A 21,224-nucleotide genomic window follows, 5' to 3' on the forward strand; every position below is an offset into this window, starting at 1 on the left:
GACCCGCACCAGCCACTTCGCACGACTTCGCCCCGCCGAGCACCAACTCGGCGGGGCGAAGTGATCGGGCCCGAATAAACCAACAGCGTCGGATGCGCTCGGGCCCTCTCCGTTTTCGTCGCTGTACCGGCCGCCGACCAGTGAGGAGGAGTGCGGGCGCCCCGGCAATCCCTCCTGACGCTCAGCACGCAGCTCGTGGCTCCGTCGCGCTCAGCACGCAGCTCGTGGCGCCCTCGCGCTCAGCGCAGCTCGTGGCGCCCTCGCGCTCAGCGCAGCTCGTGGCGGCCTCGCGCTCACCGTGCGGCGCGCGCCGCCTCATGGGCGGCGACCAGCTCCCGCGAGCGCTTGACGTCGTCGGCGATGCCGTCCAGCAGCGCCTCGATGGAGGCGAACTTCTCCTGCCCGCGCAGGTAGGCGAGGAAGTCCACGGCCACGTGCAGGCCGTACAGATCCAGGCCGACCCGGTCGATCGCGTACGCCTCGACGGTCCGCTCGGTGCCGTCGAACTGCGGGTTCGTGCCGACCGAGATCGCGGCGGGCATCGCCTCGCCGGCGACCTCCAGCCATCCCGCGTAGACGCCGTCGGCCGGGATCGCGGTGTGCGGCAGCGTCTCCACGTTGGCCGTCGGGTAGCCGAGCTCCCGGCCGCGCTGCGCGCCGCGCACCACGACGCCCTCGACGCGGTGCGGACGCCCGAGGATCTCCATCGCCCCGGTCATGTCGCCCTCGGCGACCAGCCGGCGCGTCAGGGTCGAGGAGAACGGCTCACCGCCGCCCGCCTCCCCGCGCACATAGAGGTCGACCACCTCGACCTCGTAGTCGTAGGTGCCGCCGAGCTCGGTCAGCAACTCGACATTGCCCGCCGCCTTGTGGCCGAAGCGGAAGTTGGGGCCCTCGACGACGGCCCGGGCGTGCAACTTGTCGACCAGGACCTTCACCACGAAGTCGGCCGGCGAGAGCTTCGAGAACTCCTGGGTGAACGGCAGGATGAGCACGGCGTCCACGCCCAGCTCGGCCATCAGCTCGGCCCGCCGGTGGTGCGGGGCGAGCAGCGGCGGGTGGCTGCCGGGGCGCACGACCTCGCTGGGGTGCGGATCGAAGGTGACGACCACCGACGGGATGCCCAGCTCACGCGCGCGGGCGACGGCACGCCCGATGATCAGCTGGTGCCCGCGGTGCACACCGTCATAGGAGCCGATGGTGACGACGCTGCGTCCCCAGCCCTCGGGGATGTCCTCCAAGCCACGCCAGCGCTGCACTGTGACCGCTCCTCGCCCGAACCTGTGTACGTGATTCCTACCGTTACGCAGGTCTAAGACTGCCATGCCGGGTGCCTGGGGCCCGCATCGGCATCGGACGACGGGGCTCCGGGCGCGGCCGGAACGATGCGGTCCGCCGGGTCCGCGTCCGCCGTCGGCTCCTCCGGTCTCTTGAGCAGGCGGCGGGCCGCGGGACCCACCACGGCCGTCCACTCCCCGGGAGCTCGCACCAGCCACTCCCGTACCTGCCGCCCGAAGCCCGGCCGCTGCCGGGCCAGCTCCATCAGCCGCCGGTCGAAGGCGGCGGCGCCCTCCGGCGTCCGTGCCATCAGCAGCCCGGTCCGGTGCACCAGTTCGCGGGTCGCCTCCTCGGCCCGCAGCTCCGCGCCGTCGGCCAACACCGCCAGCAGAGCGTCCGGTACGGCGCAGTCCGCGTCCCGCGCCGCGTTCCCCTCGTGCTCGAGCAGCGCGTCCAGCAGTTCCCGGCGCAGCGGCTCCGCCGTCCGGCTGCCGGGGGCGGCCAGCGGGGGCACCAGCGCGCTGCGCACCTGCGGTGGATGCTCCGCCAACAGGTCGGTGAACAGGGACAGGAGCACCTCCCGGACCTCGGGGCCGTGCTCGGTCAGGCGCGCCAGGAACGCGGCCGCGTGCCGCGCCCCTTCCGGCCGGGCCGCCACGTAGGTGCGCACCAGGGCGGCCGCGCGCCGGGCGAGGGCGGGGCCGGTGGGGTCCGCCAGGGCGAGCAGCACCTCGGCCGCGGTCTCCCCCGGCTCGTTCAGCCGCAGGCGGAAGGCGTCGAGCACCGGCTCGGGGTGGGTGGTGAGCGCGGGCGCCAGGGCACTCGGCGGCAGCTGCGGATCGCCGGTGGCGAACCGCGCCAGGGCCTGCGGGAGGTGGCGCGACCGGGTCTCGGGGTCCCGGACCAGCAGGGCGAGGGCCGCACCGTGGTGGGAGGCGGCGTCCGGGCGGATCAGCAGGGCGAGCGCGGCGTGCCGCAGCAGGGCGCGGTCGGTGTCCCGGTGCGTGTGCCGGGCGGCGGCCGGGCCGAACGCCGCGGCGGCCGCGTGCCGCTCGGCCCGGCCGTCCCGCGCCCAGCGGTGCACCGCGCGGCAGACGGCGGACGGCTCGTCCTCGGCGAGCGCGGCGAGCAGCTCCTCGGCGCGCGGGTGCCCGGCCGCGACCAGCGCGTCGGTGAGCCCGTCGGTGTCCCGCCGGCGGTGCGTGTGGAGCAGCGCCTGCGCGGCCGTGGCGACGGTGGGGCGGGGAGCGGCCCCGCCCTCCGGTGCGCCGGCTCCGGTGCCGGACGCGGTCCGCAGCGGGCGGTCGTCGTCGAACCAGCGGCACAGTACGGGCTGCGCACCAGCCGGGTCGTCGCGCAGCTGCGCGCTCACGACGTCCAGGAAGCGTGCCTGACGGGGCCGCGGGGTGCCCGGCGGCGCGTCGGCGGGGAGCAGCGGCCGCAGCAGGCCGAGCCGGGTCTCCGTGTCGAGGGCGAGACCGGCCCAGAAGAACGGGCCGAACGCGTCGAGCCCGGTGCCGCCGAAACCGCCGGCCAGCAACGAACGTTGGGCGATGTGCTCGGCGAGGGAGTGCAGCAGGCTCCGGTACGGGCGGGCGTCGGGGAGCCGCCGCACCGTCTCCCCCAGCAGTCGGCAGGCCCACCAGAAGGCGTGGTCCGCACCCGGGGCGGACCACGGGCGCCACCCCGCGGCAGCGCCTGCGGTCTGCGGAGCGCCGGCCGTCGCCCCCGGAGCGCCGGCCGCTCCGCCTCGTCGGACGGGCTCGGAGGCGGGGGCCTGTGCCGGGATCCACTGCCCGGCGGCGGGTGTCCCGAAGCCCCGGTCGCAGGCCTGCGGGCCCGGGGGGACGGCGCCCTGCCGCTCGGGGCGGGGGCCGTGCGCGTCGCCCGACTGCTGGCCGGGGAGCAGCCCGGGCGGAAGGGCGCCGGGGAACGGCACCGGACCGGGGACGGCGGGAGCCTTGGCGTCCCGCGGCGGACGCTGAGGGCCCACGCGCAGTCCCGAACCGAGCGTTCCCGGGCCGAGCACCCCTGGGCCGATCCCCTGCGAGCCGAGCGTCGCTGAACCGGCTGCCCCCGCACCGAGCGCTCCGGGGCCGGGTGCCTTTGAGCCGAGCGCCGCCGAGCCGGGGGCATCCGAGCCGAGCGCCCCCGGGCCGGCCGGCTGCGCGGCGCCCTGCCCCTCCCCGGGGCCCCGCCCCTCCACCGGCCCCGGGCGCACGGCGTCCGCCGAGGTCAGGGGCCGCTGCGCCCAGGGCCCGGGTACGGTCGTCAGGGCCTGCACCGCCTCCACCAGCCCCCTCAGGTGGGCGTCCAGCCGGGCCGGGCCCGACTGCCGTTCGAGGAGGAGCAGCGCCTGGACCACGGGGCCGATCCGGTGGCGCGGCACAGGCAGCGGGACGCCCGGACGCTGCGGTTCCGCCCCGTGCACCGACTCCTTCCGGAAGGTGCCGTTCCCCAGCAGCTTCGCGTACCCGGTCCCCCCGTGGCCGCCGGCTTCCCCGGCGTCGACGGCCTCCCCGTGCGGACCCTGACCCGAGTGCGGGCACTCGTCCCCGAACGGACCGTGACCCATGTGCGGGCGCTCGTCCCCGAACGGGCGCGCCTCCCTGTACGCCCCGCGCACGGCGGCTCCGCCGTGCTCACCCGTTCGGCCCGGTTCGCCCAGGTCAGGGGGTCGGGTGTGTTCCTCTGCCGAGGTCGTCCGCCGCGTCCGCAGCCCGAAGCGCCGTCGGCCGCGCGCCCGGGGTTCCGGCTCCGCGCCCCCGCAGGGCCCGTCGCCGTCCGCCCGTCCGGACTCCGCTCCCGCCCCGGGGACGTCCCCTCCGAGGCCGTCGCACCAGCGGTGCACCAGAGCGTGCAGGGCCGGGCCGAGGTCCAGATGGTGGGCCTGCAGCCAGTCCGCGAACTCCTCGTGGGCGAAGCGGTATCCGGTCCCCGCCGGGACCAGGAGCCCCGCGCCGAGCACCGCGGCGGCCCAGCCGGTCCGGGAGGGGAAGACCTCCTCGAACGCCGCCGCGTCCAGCTCCCCCTGCCCCGGCCCGAGGCAGCGCCGGGCCGCGTCGTGCACCTGTCCGGCCACCCGCGCCGCCAGGCGGCGCACGGCCGCTCCGCGCAACGGCGGGTCCTCGACGCCGGCGAGCCGGGCGGCGATGCGCAGACACATCAGGTCGAGATGGGCGGCGAAGACGTCCGCCCGGGTGAGCCGTGAACCGGCCGGCGCCTCCCGCCCCGGGGCTCCGCCGTCGTCCCCGGTGACCGGGCCGGTCCCGGCCGAGGACGGCGCCCTCCCCCGGGACCCGCCGCCCTCGGCCGGGACATGCGCCCCGCCGCCGGTCTCCCCGTCGACGCTCCCGCGCGTAGGCCCGCCGGCCTCGCCACCGCCCCGTGCACCGATCTCCGCGCCGCCCTCCGCACCGGAGAACTCCGCTCCCGCCCCTCCGTACGCCGTGGCCGCCGCGCGACCCGCGCCGGTGGCCGGTCCTCCGGAGCCGTTCGCCGCCACGGCGCCAACGGCCGCCGCCTCGCCGCGCCATGCCTCGCACACCTCCGCGTACAGCCGCAGCGTCAGCGGATGCGCCGCGTCATGGTCCGCGAGCACGCCTTCGGGGATGCCGTACCGCTCACGCGCCAGCCGCGCCGCGTCCGGGGGAAGGTCCCCGAGCCGTACGCAGCCGGGCGGGCCGGGGGCCGCCGGTACGGGCTGTGCGGCACGGGCGGGCGGACCGGGCCGGTGGAGCGCGGGCTCGGGGAAGAGCGCCCACAGGTGTTCCCAGTACTCCGGCCGGCAGGCCACGACGAGCCGGGCCCCGGTGGCGCGCAGCCATTCCGCGGTCTCCTCGCACCAGGCGCGCAGCCGGGGTTCCGGCACGGGCGGCATCTCCTCGGGCCCGTCGAGGACGACCAGTAACGGGCGCCCGGCCTGCCGGGCGACGGCCGCGACCCGGTCCGGGTCGACGGTCTCGCCCCGGGCGCCCCACAGCGCGCCCGCGTCACCCACGACGGCCGCCCCGAGGGTGCCCGCCCCGGCCGGGCCCGCCCCGGCGGCGGCCATCGTGCCGTCGGCCGCCGCGAGCAGCGCCCGCCGCACCGCGTCCGCGACGCTGCCGTCGTGGGTGCGCAGGTCGGCGCCGCGCAGCCGGACCGTGGGCGCCGGGGCCGCGCCCCGGGTCCGCCGCGCCGCGAGCGCCCCGAGCTCCGTGCTGCGCCCCTCCCCCGGACCTCCCACGAGGGCCAGCACCCGCGCCCCGGGCGAGCCGAGGAACGCGGCGAACTCCGCGGCCGGCTCCGGGCGTTCCACCGGGGTCCAGCGTCCGTCGCCGGCCGGCGCCGCGGGGCGGGAAGCGGCCGTCAGCTCCAGCACCGCCGCAAGGTTGAGGTCCCGTCCGTAGGCGGGCACGGTGGCTCCGTTGCGCGCCAGCAGTGCGGCGAGCGGGCCGTCCGGCGCCGCCGCTGCCGCGGCGCGCAGCGGCACGGCGAACGCCGCCGCCCGGTGCGCGGCGTGCAGGGCGGTGCCGAGCACGGCCACGACGGTGCCGGTCGCGGCGTCCAGCACCGGGCCGCCGGTGGCCCGGGCGCCGAGACGGAGACCACCCGTACCCGGCCTGTCGAAGGTCAGTTCCAGGGCTTGGCCGAGGCGGTGGAAGCGGTCGGTGGCCGTGTAGGTCACCCCGCTGGTGACGGTGTCGGCGCGGGCGTCGGTCCACTCCCGGGCCCGGAGCCGCACCCGCGCGCCGGAGAACGCCGTGCGGGCCGCGACGGGCAGCGGCGGCACCGGCAGGCCCTCGGTCCGGACGAGCGCCAGGCCCATCTCGGGCAGTGCGGTGATGGCGTCGGCCTCGGCGAGCCGGACCTGCCCGTCGGGCGTGTGCAGCACCAGTCGCACCAGGCCGTCGACGGTTTCATGGCTGGTGAGCAGGGTGCCCCGGTCGTCGGCGAGGAAGCCGGTGCCGCGGGGCCGCCCGGCCAGGTCGCAGATCCGGATCAGCGCAGCGTCCACCTCGGCCATGCGCACCGTCATCCGACGAACCTCCCGATCGGGTCCGGGCACGCCGCGGTGAAGCCTGATGTCACCGACCCGGATCCACAGTCCGGTCGCCGACCGTAGCGGGTGGTGATCAACAAGAGCGTTCGCGAGGCGAACGCGCCCCCTTCCGCGCCGGTTCTTCACTCCGAGCGCCTGCCCATTGGGGTGACGAGGGACAACGAAGTGGACAGACACTCCGGGAGGGGGGCGTGGAGCGGGGAACGCGTTCGGGGTTCGCCGTCCTCCGCTGCACGTCGGCGGGCACAGCGCCGAGCGCTGTGCCCGCCGAGCCGGGCTTCACCGAGCCGGGCCTCACCGAGCCGGGTTCGTCGAGTCGGGGTCAGCCGAGCCGGGCCCGTCGAGCGCCACCGGAGAGCGATGGCCGGCGAGGCCCTGCCCCGCGCGGTCTCCCCGCCGGGCGGACGCCGCCGGTGCCGGACGGGACCCACCGGACGGGCCCCACCGCACAGGGCGAAGAGGAAGTTAGGCGAAGACCGCCAGGCTCTTGGCCTTGCCCGCCGCATCCTCCACCAGTGCGAGCAGCCGCCCGTCCGGCCCGAAGACCGCGGTCGGCCCGGAGGCGGCCAGGCCCGGCGCGGCCAGCCGGACGCCGTTGGCCAGCAGGCGCGCCTGCTTCTCGTCCACGTCCCAGCGCGGGAAGGCCGCCGCCGCGGCCTCCGCGATCGGCAGCACCGTCAGGGACTCCTGGTGCTCGTCCAGCGTCCGCGCCCGGTCCAGGCCGTACGGGCCGACCCGGGTCCGGCGCAGGGCGGTCAGATGGCCGCCGACGCCCAGCCCGGCCCCCAGGTCGCGGGCGAGCGCCCGGATGTAGGTGCCGGAGGAGCAGACGACGGAGACCAGCAGGTCGAGGACGGCGGTGCCGTCCTCCGCGGTCTCCTCCCGCACGTCGTACACCACGAACGACGACACGGTCACCGGCCGGGCCGCGAGCTCGAACTCCTCGCCCTCCCGGACCCGGGAGTAGGACCGCTTGCCGTCGACCTTGATGGCGCTGACCTTGGACGGCACCTGCATGATGGCGCCGGTCAGCCGGGCGATCCCGGCGTCGATGTCCGCGCGGGACACCCCGGAGGCGTCGGCGGAGGCCGTGATCTCGCCCTCCGCGTCGTCGGTGACCGTGGTCTGCCCGAGGCGGACGGTCCCGACGTACTCCTTCTCGGTCAGCGCCAGATGGCCGAGCAGCTTGGTCGCCTTCTCGACGCCGAGGACCAGCACGCCCGTCGCCATCGGATCGAGCGTTCCGGCGTGGCCGACCCGCCGGGTCCCGGCCATCCCGCGCATCTTGGCCACGACGTCGTGCGAGGTGAAACCGGCCGGCTTGTCGACGATGACCAGGCCGTCCGGTCCCGTGCTTCTGCGCTTCATTCGGAGGCTTCGTCCTCTTCCGGCTTGCGGTACGGGTCCGCCTCACCGGCATAGGACGCGCCGGTCGACGCATCCCGGACCTCCTCGTCCTTCGCCCGCGCCCGGTCGAGCAGGTCGTCGATGGTGCGGGCGTTCTCCGGCAGGGCGTCCGGCACGAACGCCAGGGTCGGGGTGAAGCGCACCCCGGTCTGCCGGCCCACCTCGGACCGCAGAATGCCCTTGGCGCTCTCCAGCGCCGCCGCCGAGGCGGCCCGCTCCTCGTCGTCGCCGTAGACCGTGTAGAAGACCGTCGCCTCCCGCAGGTCACCGGTCACCCGGGCGTCCGTGATCGTCACGAACCCCAGCCGCGGATCCTTGATACGCCGATCCAGGGTCTCCGCGACCACGACCTGGATGCGGTCGGCCAGCTTGCGGGCCCGCGCGTTGTCGGTCACCGGTCCGTCTCCTTCTTCTCTTCCCTCATGCTGATGCTCGCGGCGCGGACGCCGGTCACGCGTCGTCGCCGCCGTGGAACCGCCGCCGCACGGACAGCAGCTCCACCTCGGGCCGTGCGGCGACCATGCGCTCGCAGCGGTCCAGTACGTCCGTGAGATGCCCCGGGTCCCCGGAGACCGCCGCGAGACCGATCTCGGCTCTGCGGTACAGGTCCTGCTCGCCCACCTCCGCCACGCTCACCGCGTACTTGCGGTGCAGTTCGGCGACGATCGGGCGGACGACGGAGCGTTTCTCCTTCAGCGACCGTACGTCGCCGAGGAGCAGGTCAAAGGACAGTGTCCCTACATACATGCAGTCCGGGTCAAGCCACCCGTGGGGCCTCGTCCAACGCCATCCGGCCGACGGTCCGGCCGGGACACAAGAACGGTACACGCAACGGCCGGGGCCGATCGACGGAAATTACCTCCGCCGACCGGCCCCGGGCCGCTCTGCCTGCGATCAGCCGCGCGGCTTCTCGCGCATCTCGTACGTCGCGATGACGTCGTCGATCTTGATGTCGTTGTAGCTGCCGAGGTTGATACCGCCCTCGTAGCCCTCACGAATCTCGGTGACGTCGTCCTTGAAGCGACGCAGGCCCTCGATGTTGAGGCTCTCCGCGACGACCTTGCCGTCCCGGATGAGGCGGGCCTTGGTGTTGCGCTTGACCTCGCCGGAGCGGATGAGGACACCCGCGATGTTGCCGAGCTTGGAGGAGCGGAAGATCTCGCGGATCTCCGCCGTGCCGAGCTCGACCTCTTCGTACTCCGGCTTGAGCATGCCCTTGAGGGCCGCCTCGATCTCCTCGATCGCCTGGTAGATGACCGAGTAGTAGCGGACGTCGACGCCCTCGCGCTCGGCCATCTGCGTCGCCCGGCCCTCGGCCCGGACGTTGAAGCCGATCACGATCGCGTCGGAGCCGGACGCCAGGTTGATGTCGGACTCCGTGACCGCACCGACGCCGCGGTGCAGCACCCGGATGTCGACCTCTTCGCCGACGTCGAGCTGGAGCAGCGAGGACTCGAGAGCCTCCACCGAACCGGACGCGTCGCCCTTGATGATGAGGTTGAGCTGCTGCACCTCGCCGGCCTTGAGCACCTTGTCGAGGTCCTCGAGGGACACCCGGCGGGTGCGCTTGGCGAAGGCGGCGTTGCGCTCGCGCGCAGCGCGCTTCTCGGCGATCTGGCGGGCCGTGCGGTCCTCGTCGACGACGAGGAAGTTGTCGCCGGCGCCCGGGACGTTGGTGAGACCCAGGACCAGGACGGGGGTCGACGGACCCGCTTCCTCCACGTTGTTGCCGTTGTCGTCGAGCATCGCCCGGACGCGGCCGTACGCGTCGCCGGCGACCATCGTGTCGCCGACCCGCAGGGTGCCGCGCTGGACGAGCACGGTGGCCACGGCGCCGCGGCCGCGGTCGAGGTGGGCCTCGATCGCGATGCCCTGCGCGTCCTGCTCCGGGTTGGCCCGCAGGTCGAGCGCGGCGTCCGCGGTGAGGACCACGGCCTCCAGCAGGCTGTCGATGTTCTCGCCCTGGCGGGCGGAGATGTCGACGAACATGGTGTCGCCGCCGTACTCCTCGGCCACCAGGCCGTACTCGGTCAGCTGACCGCGCACCTTCGTCGGGTCCGCGCCCTCGACGTCGATCTTGTTGACCGCGACCACGATCGGCACGTCGGCCGCCTTGGCGTGGTTCAGCGCCTCGATCGTCTGGGGCATGACGCCGTCGTTGGCCGCCACCACGAGGATCGCGATGTCGGTCGACTTGGCGCCTCGGGCACGCATGGCGGTGAACGCCTCGTGACCCGGGGTGTCGATGAAGGTGATGCGACGCTCTTCACCGTTGACCTCGGTGCCCACCTGGTAGGCGCCGATGTGCTGGGTGATGCCGCCGGCCTCGCCCGCGATGACGTTCGTCTTGCGGATCGCGTCCAGCAGTCGCGTCTTACCGTGGTCGACGTGACCCATGACGGTCACCACCGGCGGACGCGGGGCGAGCATCTCCTCGCCGCCCTCGTTCTCCCCGAAGTCGATGTCGAAGGACTCGAGAAGCTCGCGGTCCTCCTCCTCCGGGCTGACGATCTCGACGGTGTAGTTCATCTCGCCGGCGAGCAGGTGCAGCGTCTCGTCGGAGACCGACTGGGTCGCCGTGACCATCTCGCCGAGGTTGAGCATGACGGCGACGAGCGACGCCGGGTTCGCGTTGATCTTCTCCGCGAAGTCGGTGAGCGACGCACCGCGCGACAGCCGGACGGTCTGTCCGTTGCCGCGAGGCAGCATCACGCCGCCTACCGACGGGGCCTCCATGGCCTCGTACTCCTGGCGCCTCTGACGCTTGGACTTGCGGCCACGACGCGCCGGTCCGCCGGGACGGCCGAACGCACCCTGGGTGCCACCGCGGCCACCGGGGCCGCCGGGACGCCCGCCGAAGCCGGGACGGCCACCGCCGCCACCGAAGCCACCGCCGGGACGGCCGCCGAAGCCACCGCCGCCGCCACCCGGACGACCGCCGCCACCGGGACCCGCGGGACGACCCGCGAAGCCGCCGCCGCCCGGACGACCGCCGCCACCGGGACGACCGCCGCCACCGGGGCCACGACCGCCGCCGCCGCCGGGGCCCGGACGCGGGCCGGCAGCGGGACGCTGCGGCATCATGCCCGGGTTCGGACGGTTGCCGGGAGCGCCGCCGCCGGGACGGGGACCGCCCTGGCCGGCGCCGCCCTGCGGACGGGGCATGCCGCCCGGGGTCGGACGGGCGCCGCCCTGACCGCCGGGACGCGGGGCACCGCCGGGACCGCCCTGCGGACGCGGGCCGCCGGGGCCGCCCTGGCCGCCGGGACGGGGAGCGCCGCCCGGACGCGGAGCGCCACCGGGACGGGGCGCCTGCGGGCGCGCCATGCCGGTGCTGCCGCCGGAGGTGAAGGGGTTGTTGCCCGGACGCGGGCCGGTCGGACGGCCGCCGCCGCCGGGACGCGGAGCGCCCTGACGGTCGCCGCCGGGACGCGGGGCACCCGGACGGGCGCCGCCGTCGCCACGGCCCTGGCCACCCTGGCCGGAGGCCTGCGGGCGGGCCGGACGCGGACCGGGGGTGCCGCCGGGCTTGGGGCCGGGCGCCGCCGGAGGCGCGGTGAACTCCGGGGAGGCCGGAGCCGGGGTCGCGGGCTGGGCCGGACCGGGCTTCGGGGCCGGAGGCTTCGGGCCCGGGGTGGGACGCGGACCCGGAGTGGGGGGCGTGGGAGTGCTGCTCTTCGGCGCCTCGGCGGCGGCCGGCTTGGGGCCGGGCGCCGGGGGCTTGGGGGCAGCAGGACGGGCCGTCGCACCCGGAGTGGGCGCGGACGGCTTGGCAGGCGCCGCCTTGCGGGGCGCGGAGGGCTTGCCGGCGGCACGGCCGGAGCCGTTGCCCTGCTGGAAAGCGTCAGTCAATTTGCGCACGACCGGCGCCTCGATCGTCGAGGACGCCGAACGCACGAACTCACCGAGTTCTTGGAGCTTGGCCATGACGACCTTGCTCTCAACTCCGAACTCCTTGGCGAGTTCGTATACCCGGACCTTAGCCACTTCGCTCCTTTTAGGTCCGGGTTCCGCCGGACCGTCGCTACTTCATGGGCGTACTCATCGCGTACTCATCGAGTGCTCATCGCAATCTCGACCTACTTCCGACTCGCGAGGTACCTGACCGCACGGTCACCCGTGCCGTTCTCTTACGGTGTTGCCTGTCTCCTGCGGTGGTGCCTGCTCGATGTACCGGCGCAGGGCCGTGGTGTCGAGCGGTCCCCGGCCTCGGAAGGCCCGGGAGAACGACCGGCGGCGGACCGCCAGGTCGAGACAGACCGGGGCGAGGTGCACATAAGCACCCCGGCCGGGCAGCGTACCGCGAGGATCGGGAACGCAGCAGTCCTCGATCACCACGATGCGCAGCAGATCGCCTTTGGCCGCTCGCTCCCGGCATCCCACACAGGTTCGCTCAGGGCATGCGCGGGCATGCGTCCGGCCAGACACGCTCAAGTCTACCTCCCCGTACGAGCCCGACCCCGGTGGGGTAAGGCCCGTACGGCTGATCGTCATTCCGGATTCCGGCCATCGGACGAGCTCGTCGGCCGGTTTCCGTCGGTTCAGTTCTGCTCGGCGGGCTGCTGCTCCGTGTCGGGACGGATGTCGATCCGCCAGCCGGTCAGCCGGGCCGCCAGCCGGGCGTTCTGCCCTTCCTTGCCGATCGCCAGTGACAGCTGGTAATCGGGCACGGTCACCCGGGCGGAGCGGGCGGCCAGGTCCACGACCTCGACCTTGCTCACCCGGGCGGGTGACAGCGCGTGCGCGACCAGCTCCGCCGGGTCGTCCGACCAGTCGACGATGTCGATCTTCTCGCCGTGCAGCTCGGCCATGACGGCGCGGACCCGGCCGCCCATCGGGCCGATGCAGGCACCCTTGGCGTTGAGCCCCGAACGGGTGGACCGGACGGCGATCTTCGTCCGGTGTCCGGCCTCACGGGCGATGGCGGCGATCTCCACCGAGCCGTCCGCGATCTCCGGGACCTCCATGGCGAAGAGCTTCTTCACCAGGTTCGGGTGGGTGCGGGAGAGCGTCACCGACGGTCCGCGCACCCCCTTGACCACCCGGACGACGTAGGTCCGCAGCCGGGTGCCGTGCTTGTAGTCCTCGCCCGGGACCTGCTCCTGCACCGGCAGGATGGCCTCGAGCCGGCCGATGTCGACCAGGACGTTCTTGGGGTCCTTGCCCTGCTGGACCACGCCCGCGACGACGTCGCCCTCCCGGCCCGCGTACTCGCCGAAGGTGACCTCCTCCTCGGCGTCCCGCAGCCGCTGCAGGATGACCTGCTTGGCGGTGGTGGCGGCGATCCGGCCGAAGCCCGAAGGAGTGTCGTCGAACTCGCGGGGCTCGGCGCCCTCCTCGAGGTCGGCGGGGTCCTCCTTGGCCCAGACGGTCACGTGTCCGGTGTTGCGGTCCAGCTCCACGCGGGCGTGGCGGCGGCTTCCCTCGGTGCGGTGGTACGCGATGAGGAGGGCCGACTCGATCGCCTCGACCAGCAGGTCGAAGGAGATCTCCTTCTCCCGTACCAAACCCCGCAGGGCGCTCATGTCGATGTCCACGGCTACGCCTCCTCCTGGCTCTCGTCGTCAGCGGCCGCGGCGCTGGTGTCGGCGGCCTTGCGGTTGAACTCGATCTCCACCCGGGCCTTGGCGATCTCGCCGAAGGCGACGCGTCGGGTGGTGGCCTTGCGGCCCTTCACGCCCGGCACCTCGAGGTCGAGACCCTCGTCGTCGACGGCGGTGATCCGGGCGACCAGCTCGCCTCCGTCGACGAGCTGGGCCTTGATGAGGCGTCCGGTGGCGCGGCGGTAGTGGCGCGGTTCGGTCAGCGGCCGGTCGGCGCCGGGCGAGGTGACCTCGAGGACGTACGGGGCGCCGCCCATGGCGTCCGACGCGTCCAGCTTCTCGGAGACCGCGCGGCTCAGTTCCGCGCAGGCGTCCAACTGGACGCCCTCGTCGGAGTCCACGACGATCCGGAGCACACGCCGCTTCCCGGCCGGTGTCACTTCGATCTCTTCCAGATCCAGGTCTCGCGCGGCGACCAGCGGTTCGAGCAGTCCGCGCAGCCTCTCGCTCTGGGTGGTGCTCATCCGGGTGACTCCTCGGCCGCGTGTGCTGTTGTGGGAAGGTCGCGTGTCAGGTCAAAGGGTATCCGGTCGCGGAGGGTGTTGCCGTACGCCTCCCATGGTGTACGCCGGGCCGGCTCTCCCGGCGGCGCGTGCCGAGCCGGTCGGGGCTCCCGGACCGGCCCACGGGTACGCTCGGCTCCGGCCGATCAAGGACGCCCGTCCGGCATCGGCCTCCCCCCGCCCGCCGGCCCCGCCGCCGCTTGCCCTCCACAGGAGGTGAACCGTGCCGCACGCCACACCGCCGCCGGCCCCGTCCGGGCCGCGCCGCAGGAGCCTGCTGGCCGGCGCCCTCGGTGTCACCACCACCGCCGCCGTGCTCACGGGCTGCTCCGACGACGGCGGCCGGGACGCCGAGCGCGGCTCCGGGGCCCGGAAGCTGCGGGCACGCTCCTCGGCCGAGTCCGCCGCGCTGATGGCCCGGTACGACGCGACGATGAAGGCCCACCCCTCGCTCGCCTCCCGGCTGCGGCCGCTGCGCGCCGAAGCCGCCCGGCACGAGGCGGCGTTCGTCTCCCCCGGGCCGGCGGCCTCCGCGTCCGCCACCGCCCCCGGGGCTCCGTCCCCCTCCGCGTCCGCCCCTTCCGCCTCCGCCTCGCCCCGCCGGTCCGCCGCGGCGGCCCCGCCGGTGCCCGCGGACGAGAAGAAGGCGCTGGCCGCGCTGGCCGACGCCGAGCGCCGTACGGCCGACGCGCGCACCGAGGCCCTGCTGGAGGCGCCCCCGGAACTGGCCAGGCTGCTGGCCTCGGTGGCCGCGGCGGGCGCCGCGCACGTCTTCCTGCTGACCGGGGGCGGCTGAGTGCGGGCTCAACCTCCGGGCGGGGCCCGGGAGTTCCCCGCACCGGGCGGCCGTCCTCCCGGCAGCGAAGACGGGGCGCGGGCCCGGGGCCCGCGGACGGCGCCGACACCATCCGGTCCGGAAGGGACACCATGACGACGAACGGCAGAGCCCGCGCCGCGGGCGGCGGGCGCCGGAAGGCGACGCTGGACGCGGCCCAGGCGGCGCTCGGGGCCGAACACGCCGCGGTCTACGGATACGGCGTCGTGGGCGGGCGCATCGGGGACGGCCGGCTGGACGAGGCGCGGGAGGCGTACGCCGCGCACCGGGCGCGGCGGGACTCGGTCCGCCGGCTGGTGGACGAGCTGGGCGGCGAGCCGGAGCCGTCGGCCGCCGCGTACGCGCTGCCGTTCCCGGTGCCCGACGCGGCGGCCGCGGTCCGGCTCGCCGCGGAGCTGGAGGAGCGGGTGGCCGGGGTCTACGCCGACCTCGTCGGGGCGGCGGAGGGCGCGCTGCGCCGGGAGGCGGCGTCCGCGCTGCGCGAGGCCGCGGTGCGGGGGGCCCGCTGGCGCAAGGGGAGCGTAGCCTTCCCTGGGCTCGCCGAACGGCAGGGCCCGCCCGGCCCGACCGCTTCGGCGACCCGCACCGCGGACGCGCTCTGACCCGCGGCGGCGGGCGGGCGTACGCAGGCATGGAAAGGGACAGCTCAGGGATGGCTTCAGCAGCACCGCGCGAGGGCGGTGTCCCCGTCGAACCGCCGCAGCGTCTGCTGCGGGCGCTGGCCGAGGAGGGCGGGGACAGCGACCGGGAGTGGCTGGAGTCGCTGCCCGCACTGGTCCACGGCGCCCTGGAGCGCTGGGAGTTGACCGCCGAGCGGCTCCAGGCGCCGGGCGGCCGCAGCTCTCTCGTGGTGCTGGTGCGGCGGGCGGACGGCACCCCCGCGGTGCTCAAGCTCGTGCCGCCCGGCGTCCGGTCGCTGCCGGAGCAGACCGCGCTGGAGCGGTGGGACGGCTGGGGGGCGGTGCGGCTGCTGGCCGCGGAGCCGGAGTCGGGTGCGCTGCTGCTGGAACGGCTGCACGGGGAGATCTCGCTGAGCTCACTGCCGGAGGCGAAGGCGCAGCTGGAGGCCGCGGGCACGGTGCGCCGGCTGTGGGTCGACCCGGGGACGGACCACCCGTTCCCGACGGTGGCCGAGCGGACCGGGCGGGACGTGCGGCGGCTGCGGGCGGCGTCCGGGGAGCCCTGGGCGGAGAGCGTAGGGCCGCTGGTCGACGAGGCGCTGGCGGTGCACGAGGCGCTGACCGCCCAGGCGCCGGAGGCGGTGCTGCTGCACGGCCGCTTCCGGCAGGGCAAGGTGCTGTCCGCCGAGCGGGCGCCCTGGCTGGCGGTCGGTCCGGAGCCGGTGGTCGGCGAGCGGGCCTACGACCTGGCGCGGCTGGTCCGCGACCGGCTGGAGGATCTGGTCGCGACGTCGGGCGGCGCCTCCGCGACGCGCCGGCGGGTGGCGAAGCTGGCGGACTCCCTGGAGGTCGACCGGGACCGGCTGCGCGGCTGGACTCTGTTCCGGGCGGTGGAGTCGGGCCTGCGGTCGCTGACCGCGGGGCGCACCCAGGAGGGCGAGGTTCTGCTGGAGTTCGCGGGCTGGCTCTGAGGGGTCCTCGCACGGTGCCCGCCCGCCGGCTCTGAGAGGTCCTCGCACAGTGCCCGCCCGCCGGCTCTGAGAGGTCCTCGCACAGTGCCCGCCGAGGTCGCGTGGTCCGGCGGCACTGCATCTCCCCTGGTGCGTCCCGTCCGTCACCAGGGCTCTCCGACGCCTTGCGATGCACGGCACCGGACCACGCGACCTCGCCCCATCGCGCAAGGGCGCCGACGACGTGCGCCGGCCGCCCGCGCGAGCCCCGGAGGGCGCGCGGGCGGCCGGCGCACGGTTCCCGGCCCGCTCCGGGGCCGGCTCTCAGGCCTTCGTCAGCCGGGCCAGGGCCTCGTCCACGGACAGCTCCTCGCGCTCGCCGGTGCGGCGGTCCTTGAGCTCCACGATCCCCTCGGCCGCCCGGCGGCCGACGACCAGGATGGTCGGCACGCCGATCAGTTCGGCGTCGGTGAACTTGACGCCCGGCGACACCCCGGCCCGGTCGTCGAGGAGCACCCGGATGCCCGCGGAGTGCAGTTTCTCGCCGACCTCCAGGGCGATTTCGGTCTGCCGGGCCTTGCCCGCGGCCACCACGTGCACGTCGGCGGGCGCGATCTCCCGCGGCCAGCACAGGCCCTGTCCGTCGGCGGTCTGCTCGGCGAGCGCGGCGACGGCCCGGGACACCCCGATGCCGTAGGAGCCCATGGTGACCCGGACGGGCTTGCCCTCGCGGCCGAGGACGTCGAGCTCGAAGCTGTCGGCGTACTTCCGGCCGAGCTGGAAGATGTGGCCGATCTCGATGGCGCGGCCGATCTCCAGCCCGGCGCCGCAGCGGGGGCAGGGGTCGCCCGGCTCCACGACGACCACGTCGAGGTACTGGTCGACCTCGAAGTCCCGGCCGGCGACGACGTTGCGGGCGTGCTTGCCCTCGGTGTTGGCGCCGGTGACCCAGCTGGTGCCGGCGGCGACCCGGGGGTCGGCGATGTAACGGAAGGCGGTGCCCGCGCGGCCCTGCGGGCCGACGTAGCCGCGGACCAGGTCGGGCCGGCCGGTGAAGTCCTCGGCCGTCACCAGCTCGACGGTGGCCGGGGCCAGGTGCTCGCCGAGCTTGCCGAGGTCCACCTCGCGGTCCCCGGGGACGCCGACGGCCACGATCTCCCCGTCGACCTTCACCAGGAGGTTCTTCAGGGTCGCGGAGCGGTCCACGCCCAGGTGCTCGGCGAGCGTCTCGATGGTCGGGGTGTCGGGGGTGTCCAGCTCCTCGACCGGGCCGTGCTCGACCGGCTCCACCACCGGGACGGGCACAGTGACCGCTTCGGTGTTGGCGGCGTAGTCACAGGCAGGGCAGTCGACGAAGGTGTCCTCGCCCGCGGCGGCCGGGGCCAGGAACTCCTCGGAGGCGGAGCCGCCCATGGCGCCGGAGACGGCGGAGACGATGCGGTAGTCCAGGCCGAGCCGTTCGAAGATGCGGGTGTAGGCCTCGCGGTGCAGCCGGTAGGCCTCGGCCAGCCCCTCGTCCTCGGTGTCGAAGGAGTAGGAGTCCTTCATCTGGAACTCGCGGCCGCGCAGCACTCCGGAGCGGGGGCGCGCCTCGTCCCGGTACTTGGTCTGGATCTGGTAGAGGATCACCGGCAGGTCCTTGTAGGACGTGCACTGGTCCTTGACGACCAGGGCGAAGATCTCCTCGTGGGTGGGGCCGAGCAGGTAGTCGGCGCCCTTCCGGTCCTTCAGCCGGAACAGCAGGTCGCCGTACTCCTCCCAGCGGCCGGTGGCCTCGTACGGCTCCTTCGGCAGCAGCGCGGGCAGCAGCACCTCCTGGCCGCCGATGGCGTCCATCTCCTCGCGGACCACGCGGGAGACGTTCTCCAGCACCTTCTTGCCCAGCGGGAGCCAGGTCCAGATCCCCGCGGACGAACGGCGGACGTACCCGGCACGGACCATCAGCTTGTGGCTGGTGGTCTCGGCATCGGCCGGATCGTCGCGCAGTGTCTTGAGCATCATCCGGGACATGCGCTGGACCATGGTTTTCGTCTCCTGCTTGCGGGGTGCGATTTGTCAGGAGGCTATCCGGGACCGGGCGGCGGCCGTTAACCGATATGGCCCGGGACGGGCCGGACGGGGGCCGAGGGGGCCGGAACCGGTCAGCCCCGGCGGAGCGGAAGGGGCGCGCCCATCACCGCGTACGGGCTGGGGGCGCTGGGGAACAGCACCTGGCGCGCGAGGTCGTGGTAGCCCAGCGCGCGGTAGAGGACGCGGGCCGGACTCTCGGTGTCCACGGCGGACAGGATGCTGCGGGGCTGCGCGGCGGTGTCGGTGATGGTGGTGATCAGCCGGCGGCCGATGCCGCGCTTCTGGTACTCGGGGTGCACATGGAGTTCGGTGATGACGAAGGCGTTGTCGAGCCAGTGGTCCTGCCCGGCGCTGCGCAGGTACGGCTCGACGACGGTGGACCACCAGTGCCCGCGGTCGTTGGGCATGCCGTAGACGAAGCCGACGAGCCGGCCGGTGGGTGTGACGGCGCCGAGGGCGCGGGCACCGGGACAGCCGAGGTGCCGCAGCACGATGTGGCGGCGGACGCCCACCTCGTCGCTGCTGAGCCCGAACGCGACCGCCTGCACGGCCAGCGCCTCGTCCACCCTCCCGGCCAGGTCGAGCGGTCCGACCGCTACGTCATCCATGACCGCGACCCTACCCGGGCGCGGAGGCCGGGGACGGGCAGGTTTCCGCCGCGCTGCCCGGCGTTCAGGGCTGCCCGGCGTTCGGAGCTGCCGGGCGTTCAGAACAGGACGCTCATGAACGCCCCGGCCTCCTCGAAGCCGACGCGGCGGTAGGCGGCGCGGGCGGTGTGGTTGTAGTCGTTGACGTAGAGGCTGGCGATGGGGGCGATGTCCTTGAGGGCGTACTGCAGGACGGCGGCCATGCCGATCTCCGACAGACCGCGGCCGCGGTACTCCGGTGCCACCCACACGCCCTGGATCTGGCAGGCCTTCGCCGTGGCCGCGCCGATCTCCGCCTTGAAGACGACCTTGCCGTCCTCGACGCGGGCGAACGACCGCCCCGCGGTGACGAGTTCGGCGATCCGGGCCTGGTAGAGCAGTCCGCCGTCGCCGGCCAGCGGCGAGACGCCGACCTCCTCGGTGAACATCGCCACGCAGGCGGGCATGACGATGTCCATCTCGTCCTTGCGGATGCGCCGGACCAGCGGGTCGGGCGCCACCTCCGCCGGCAGGGCGCTGGTGACCATCAGCGGCTGGTGGGAGCGGACCTCGCGGGCCGGGCCCCAGCTGGGCTCCAGCAGGGACCACAGCTGGGCGGTGGGCCCGGCGGGGCCGACGATCGAGGAGCAGCGGCGGCCGGCCCGGCGGGCGCGGTCGGCGAAGCCGCGGACGGCCTCGGGACCGGCGCAGACCGGTACCAGGTTGGCGCCGGCGTAGCAGAGCGACTCGAGCCGCCCGTCGGAGTACCAGCCCCACATCTCGCCGCCGAGCCGCCAGGGGTCGAGTCCGGCCACCTGGACGCGGGCGGCGACGAAGGCGTTGGCGACCGGGTCACGGTCGAGGACCGCGAGAGCCGCGTCGAGCTCGCCCGGTTCGAGAACCTTGGTGGTGGTCGTCGTCAACACGTGTCGGAATGCCTCGCCGTCCGGCCCTCATCTGGTCTCCGCACTGTACCCGCCCGGTGCCCGTGCACGCCGCCCCCGGAACGGCCCCGCTTCCGGCCGGTTCCGGGGCGGGGCCCGGAGGGAGTGCGGACCAGGGGTGCGGACCCGGGATCAGCCGACGGAGACCTCGGGCTCGCCGGAGATGATGCCGTCCTTCTCCATCTGCTCGGCCATCTTCATGGCCTCCTCGATGAGGGTCTCCACGATCTTCGACTCCGGGACGGTCTTGATGACCTCGCCCTTCACGAAGATCTGGCCCTTGCCGTTGCCGGAGGCGACGCCCAGGTCCGCCTCGCGCGCCTCGCCCGGGCCGTTGACGACGCAGCCCATGACGGCGACCCGCAGCGGCACCTCCAGGCCGTCGAGGCCCGCGGTGACCTGGTCGGCCAGCTTGTAGACGTCCACCTGGGCGCGGCCGCAGGAGGGGCAGGAGACGATCTCCAGCCGGCGCTGGCGCAGGTTGAGCGACTCCAGGATCTGGATGCCGACCTTGACCTCCTCGGCCGGCGGGGCCGACAGGGAGACCCGGATGGTGTCGCCGATGCCCTCGGAGAGCAGGGCGCCGAAGGCCACGGCCGACTTGATGGTGCCCTGGAACGCCGGGCCGGCCTCGGTCACGCCGAGGTGCAGCGGGTAGTCGCACTGGGCGGCGAGCTGCCGGTAGGCGTTGACCATGACCACTGGGTCGTTGTGCTTGACCGAGATCTTGATGTCGCGGAAACCGTGCTCCTCGAAGAGTGAGCACTCCCACAGCGCGGACTCGACCAGGGCCTCCGGCGTGGCCTTGCCGTACTTCTCCAGCAGCCGCTTGTCGAGGGATCCCGCATTCACGCCGATACGGATCGGAGTGCCCGCGTCGGAGGCCGCGCGCGCGATCTCCTTGACCTGGTCGTCGAACTGCCGGATGTTTCCGGGGTTCACCCGGACCGCGGCGCAGCCGGCGTCGATCGCGGCGAAGACGTACTTCGGCTGGAAGTGGATGTCGGCGATCACCGGGATCTGCGACTTCCGGGCGATGATCGGCAGCGCGTCGGCGTCGTCCTGCGAGGGGCAGGCGACGCGGACGATCTGGCAGCCCGAGGCCGTGAGCTCGGCGATCTGCTGGAGGGTGGCGCCGATGTCGGCCGTGTTCGTCGTCGTCATCGACTGCACCGAGACCGGAGCGTCCCCGCCCACGGCGACCGTTCCGACCTGGATCCGGCGGCTCTGGCGCCGCTCGGCGAGCCTGGTCGGAACGGACGGCATTCCAAGCGAAATCGCAGTCATTGTGCGAGCAACCCCAAGGTGTGGACACGGTCCCGAGATCGGCGGGCTCCGGTCACC

General features: G+C 74.6%; 16 protein-coding genes. 3 read left to right on the forward strand and 13 right to left on the reverse strand.

Features of this window, described 5'->3' with window-relative positions; translation table 11 throughout:
- Positions 1–293: 293 nt before the first annotated feature.
- From AC3EQ1_RS28625 to rimP, 9 genes are all read right to left on the reverse strand, one after another.
- Positions 294–1,259: a bifunctional riboflavin kinase/FAD synthetase gene (locus AC3EQ1_RS28625; RefSeq protein WP_432097229.1), complete on the reverse strand. Its 966-nt coding sequence runs from the start codon at positions 1,257–1,259 to the stop codon at positions 294–296.
- A gap of 53 nt (positions 1,260–1,312) precedes the next feature.
- Positions 1,313–6,298: a hypothetical protein gene (locus AC3EQ1_RS28630; protein WP_432097230.1), complete on the reverse strand. Its 4,986-nt coding sequence runs from the start codon at positions 6,296–6,298 to the stop codon at positions 1,313–1,315.
- Between the two features lie 489 nt (positions 6,299–6,787).
- Positions 6,788–7,690 carry a tRNA pseudouridine(55) synthase TruB gene (gene truB, locus AC3EQ1_RS28635; protein ID WP_432097231.1) on the reverse strand — a complete coding sequence of 301 codons (903 nt, stop codon included), beginning with the start codon at positions 7,688–7,690 and terminating at the stop codon, positions 6,788–6,790.
- Positions 7,687–8,124, reverse strand: coding sequence for a 30S ribosome-binding factor RbfA (gene rbfA / locus AC3EQ1_RS28640; RefSeq protein WP_432097232.1), 438 nt, complete (start codon positions 8,122–8,124; stop codon positions 7,687–7,689). The genes truB and rbfA overlap by 4 nt, the downstream gene beginning before the upstream one ends.
- 55 nt (positions 8,125–8,179) lie before the next feature.
- Positions 8,180–8,476 carry a DUF503 domain-containing protein gene (locus tag AC3EQ1_RS28645; protein WP_432097233.1) on the reverse strand — a complete coding sequence of 99 codons (297 nt, stop codon included), beginning with the start codon at positions 8,474–8,476 and terminating at the stop codon, positions 8,180–8,182.
- A gap of 147 nt (positions 8,477–8,623) precedes the next feature.
- Positions 8,624–11,716: a translation initiation factor IF-2 gene (gene infB, locus AC3EQ1_RS28650; RefSeq protein WP_432097234.1), complete on the reverse strand. Its 3,093-nt coding sequence runs from the start codon at positions 11,714–11,716 to the stop codon at positions 8,624–8,626.
- Between the two features lie 126 nt (positions 11,717–11,842).
- Positions 11,843–12,157, reverse strand: coding sequence for a YlxR family protein (locus tag AC3EQ1_RS28655; protein ID WP_388851336.1), 315 nt, complete (start codon positions 12,155–12,157; stop codon positions 11,843–11,845).
- A 113-nt stretch (positions 12,158–12,270) separates the two neighbouring features.
- Complete coding sequence (nusA, locus tag AC3EQ1_RS28660) at positions 12,271–13,266, reverse strand: transcription termination factor NusA (RefSeq protein ID WP_388850430.1); 996 nt, start codon at positions 13,264–13,266, stop codon at positions 12,271–12,273.
- A gap of 2 nt (positions 13,267–13,268) precedes the next feature.
- Positions 13,269–13,796, reverse strand: a complete 528-nt coding sequence (gene rimP, locus AC3EQ1_RS28665) for a ribosome maturation factor RimP (RefSeq protein ID WP_388850433.1) — start codon at positions 13,794–13,796, stop codon at positions 13,269–13,271.
- Positions 13,797–14,058: 262 nt separating this feature from the next.
- Between rimP and AC3EQ1_RS28670 the strand changes: the two genes are divergently transcribed.
- The 3 genes from AC3EQ1_RS28670 to AC3EQ1_RS28680 all read left to right on the forward strand — a co-directional run bounded on the left by AC3EQ1_RS28670 (position 14,059) and on the right by AC3EQ1_RS28680 (position 16,261).
- Positions 14,059–14,631 (forward strand): hypothetical protein, encoded by a 573-nt coding sequence (locus AC3EQ1_RS28670; protein ID WP_432097235.1) that lies wholly within the window; start codon positions 14,059–14,061, stop codon positions 14,629–14,631.
- Positions 14,632–14,762: 131 nt separating this feature from the next.
- On the forward strand, positions 14,763–15,272 hold the full coding sequence (locus AC3EQ1_RS28675) for a ferritin-like domain-containing protein (RefSeq protein WP_432097236.1): 510 nt from the start codon (positions 14,763–14,765) through the stop codon (positions 15,270–15,272).
- Positions 15,273–15,322: 50 nt separating this feature from the next.
- Positions 15,323–16,261 carry an aminoglycoside phosphotransferase family protein gene (locus AC3EQ1_RS28680; protein ID WP_432097237.1) on the forward strand — a complete coding sequence of 313 codons (939 nt, stop codon included), beginning with the start codon at positions 15,323–15,325 and terminating at the stop codon, positions 16,259–16,261.
- A gap of 303 nt (positions 16,262–16,564) precedes the next feature.
- On the opposite strand, the gene AC3EQ1_RS28685 is transcribed toward AC3EQ1_RS28680, so the two are convergent.
- The 4 genes from AC3EQ1_RS28685 to ispG form a co-directional block, all read right to left on the reverse strand.
- Positions 16,565–18,262 carry a proline--tRNA ligase gene (locus tag AC3EQ1_RS28685; protein WP_432097238.1) on the reverse strand — a complete coding sequence of 566 codons (1,698 nt, stop codon included), beginning with the start codon at positions 18,260–18,262 and terminating at the stop codon, positions 16,565–16,567.
- A gap of 119 nt (positions 18,263–18,381) precedes the next feature.
- On the reverse strand, positions 18,382–18,918 hold the full coding sequence (locus tag AC3EQ1_RS28690) for a GNAT family N-acetyltransferase (protein ID WP_432097239.1): 537 nt from the start codon (positions 18,916–18,918) through the stop codon (positions 18,382–18,384).
- A gap of 98 nt (positions 18,919–19,016) precedes the next feature.
- Complete coding sequence (locus AC3EQ1_RS28695) at positions 19,017–19,862, reverse strand: GNAT family N-acetyltransferase (RefSeq protein WP_432097240.1); 846 nt, start codon at positions 19,860–19,862, stop codon at positions 19,017–19,019.
- 150 nt (positions 19,863–20,012) lie between these two features.
- Positions 20,013–21,167: a flavodoxin-dependent (E)-4-hydroxy-3-methylbut-2-enyl-diphosphate synthase gene (ispG, locus tag AC3EQ1_RS28700; RefSeq protein ID WP_432097241.1), complete on the reverse strand. Its 1,155-nt coding sequence runs from the start codon at positions 21,165–21,167 to the stop codon at positions 20,013–20,015.
- Positions 21,168–21,224: the final 57 nt, after the last annotated feature.

The sequence above is a fragment of the Streptomyces sp. bgisy100 genome (genome assembly GCF_057709105.1).